This is a genomic window from Komarekiella delphini-convector SJRDD-AB1 (genome assembly GCF_014831675.1).
GTDB lineage: Bacteria > Cyanobacteriota > Cyanobacteriia > Cyanobacteriales > Nostocaceae > Komarekiella.
The window spans coordinates 1-3,519 of the sequence record NZ_VJXY01000141.1; the positions used below are offsets into that span (position 1 = coordinate 1).

At 38.8% G+C, this 3,519-nt stretch carries 1 protein-coding gene; it reads right to left on the minus strand.

The window, feature by feature from the left end; translation table 11 throughout:
• Positions 1-3,519: non-ribosomal peptide synthetase (locus FNW02_RS39410; RefSeq protein WP_225226308.1), on the minus strand; the 3,519-nt coding region annotated here is incomplete at both ends.

The following is a 3,519-nucleotide window of genomic DNA, read 5'->3' on the forward strand; positions in this document are numbered from 1 at the left end:
GTTTGTATTCTGATGTAACGCAACTGAATCGTAAACGTAGAGCATCATGATGTTCTAATAATTGCTCTACAGCTTTCTTTAGGAATTCCGCTTTGATATTTTTGGGAATCTCTAATAAAACTGATTGGTTGAAATGGTGTGATTGTTGTGTTTTTTGTGCGAAGAACCAATGTTGAATTGGTGTTAGGGGTGCAATTCCTGTAACTAAACCTTGTTTGGCACTAACATTATCTGTTGTGTTGGCAACTTTAGCTAATTCGGTGATGGTTTGATTTTGGAATATCTGTTTGGGGGTGATTTGTATTCCTAAGTTTTTCGCACGAGAAACTACTTGAATGCTCAAGATGGAGTCGCCACCAATTTCAAAGAAGTTGTCGTGAATACTAACTTTTTCCAATATCAGTAGTTCTTGCCAAATTTTGGTTAATATTTTTTCTATTTCCGTACGTGGTGCTATGTATTTACTTTCTCGTAAAATTCCATCTGGTGCGCTTAATGCTTTTTTATCTACTTTGCCATTTGCTGTTAATGGTATACTCTCTAAAATTACAAACGTACCAGGTATCATGTAGTCTGGTAACTTGCGTTGCAAATGCGATCGCAACTCTGTACTGCTCAATACCTTTTGTTGATATGATTGATTAGTTGCGTAATTTTCTAGATTATTATCAGCAAACAACCGTTGATAAAAAGGGGTTTGCTTGAACATTTTTTCCCAGTGAGATGAGATGTATTCAAACTCAATATCTTCTCCATTTGTCTTCAAGAGATGGCCACGGATAGCATAATTTGGATTCAGATGATTTTCACAAAGTGTTCTTGTACAAAAAGCTTCGATGACATCTCCTTTATCCACATTAATTCCTGGTTCAAAGACTGGAAAATAAACTGGTAACCAGCAATGCTCATGTTCTAGAATATCTATACATTCTCCTTCAATTGTGTGTAAGTTTAATCCCACGAAAAAACCATCCAATCTCCCTGATTTTTCGATAGTTAGTTTAATTTGATGAGTAAATTCTGTGCTAATAGGCTTGCTAAAGTCTAAATCTTCAAAAACTCCTCTATTGGATAACCAGTTGGCTTTGTTTAATCCTTTAATACATAATCGTAAATCAAAAGGATATCCAACTTGTTCAAATATCTTCTGGGTATAATAACCTGAAACCTTTGTAAATCGGGGTTGATTTAGTAATTCATCAGGAAGAGTTATTCCAATAATCTGAGTCACACTTCTTTGAGGAATCATTACACCATCTGGTTTAAGAAACCTTCTGGTGTTATTGATAATTACTGCTGCTCCTTCACATCCACCAATCGGCCCGACAATTTCAGAAACACATACATCAGCTAATTCTGGTAAGTCTACTGTAGTAGCATCTCCATGTATAATTTTAATTTGTTCTGATAACCCCAACTCTTGCACACAAGTTGAAGCTAACTGACTAGTTTCATAGTCTCTCTCAATTGCGTAAACTTTCTTGGCTCCTGCTTCTGCACAAAATTTGGCTAAAATTGCATCCTTCCCCGTGCCAATTTCAACAACTACTTTATCTTTGACCAGTTGATTAATCGCAACTTGGTAACTCTGGTTTCTCCGATAGTCATTGGTCATCGCGTAGTACAGCAGCTCATCATAAACGTAGAATTCTGCTACTGACGGCCAGAGTTCAATTTCTGCCTGATGAGGAACTAAATATGCTACCAGCCGTTTGTTCCCTGGAGTATCTTCTCTGGCGATGACTGTAACTTGCTGTATTTGAGGATAGGTGCTCAGAACTGATTCTATTTCTCCTAGTTCTATGCGGAAACCACGTATCTTCACCTGGTCATCAATTCGACCAAGAAACTCAATATTGCCATCAGGCAAAAATCGAGCTAAATCTCCGGTTTTATATAGTTTTGACTTGGGAACAAAGGGGTTAGAGATGAATTTTTCTAAAGTTAATTCCGGTCGGTTGCGGTAGCTTCGGGCAAGCCCTACACCTCCGATATGTAGTTCTCCTGCTACTCCAATAGGCACAGGTTGATTATTGCGGTCTAGGATGTAGATTTGGGTGTTGGCTATGGGACGACCTATTATTGGTTTTGGATTGCTGTTACTAATTTCGGCTATTGTGGCACAAACTGTAGACTCAGTTGGCCCATAGGCATTAAAGAAACAACGACCATTACTCCACTGCTTTACTAGTTCAGTAGAACAGGTTTCTCCGGCTACAATAATTTGACCTAGCTCTGGAAATTCATCTGGTAGCAAAACACTCAAAGCTGATGGAGGAAGTGTTACATGAGTGATCCCAAACTGAGTTAGTGTCTCTGTTAAATCCGATCCAGGTATCAATGACTCTGCTTTTGCTAAGACAAGTGTCGCTCCTGAACTCAGAGCCATAAAAATTTCTGCAACTGAGGCATCGAAACTAAAAGAAGCAAACTGTAAGACTCGACTTTGAGATTGAACATTAAATTGATTCCTTTGGGCCATAACTAGATTAGGTAATCCCCTATGAGTGACTAAAACTCCTTTGGGGTTGCCAGTAGACCCAGAAGTATAAATCACATAAGCCAAATTCTCAGATTTGACTTTAATGTCGGGATTATCATCACTCTCAATAGCGATCGCACCCCAATCCATATCTAAACAAATCACCCGTGCAGTGTGTAACGGCAAAGATTCTAGTAACGATTGTTGAGTTAACAACATCTCAACACCAGAATCCTCTAACATATAACTCAACCGTTCTTGGGGATAATTGGGGTCAAGAGGTACATAAGCACCACCAGCTTTAAGTATCCCCAATATTCCCACTATCATCTCAATCGAACGTTCTACACAAAGCCCTACTAGTACTTCTGATCCGACACCGAGGTTTTGCAGATGATGTGCTAGTTGGTTAGCTTTTTGATTCAATTGGTAGTAAGTTAACTGTTGATTCTCAAACACCACCGCCACACAATGAGGTGTTTTCTCTACCTGTTCCTCAAACAATTGATGAATACATTTATCAGTGGGATATTCACTCTCAGTATCATTCCACTCGATCAACAACTGATAGCGTTCTGCTTCACTTAACAAGGGTAATTCACCCACCGTTTGTGAAGGATTTTCTACAATTGCTGACAACAAATTCTGAAAATGAGCAGCCATGCGCTCAATAGTTGACTGATCAAACAAGTCAGTGCTGTATTCCCAATGACTCATTAGCCCTGAAGGTGTTTGAGACATTAATACTGTCAAATCAAACTTTGTAGTTATTATTTCTGGCGTCAAAGGCGTAAGAGTCACATTGGAAAATTGCAACTCACTCATCGGTGTGTTCTGTAGTGTAAATGCTACTTGGAAAAAGGGAGAGTAAGCTAAGGAACGTTGTGGTTGTAGTGCTTCAACTACCTTATCAAAAGGCACATCCTGATGTTCATAAGCTTTGAGTGTGGTTTCTCTGACTTGTGCAAGTAAACTCTCAAAACTAGGATTATCTTCAAAACGGCTTCTCAACACCAAGGTATTCACAAAAAAGCCAA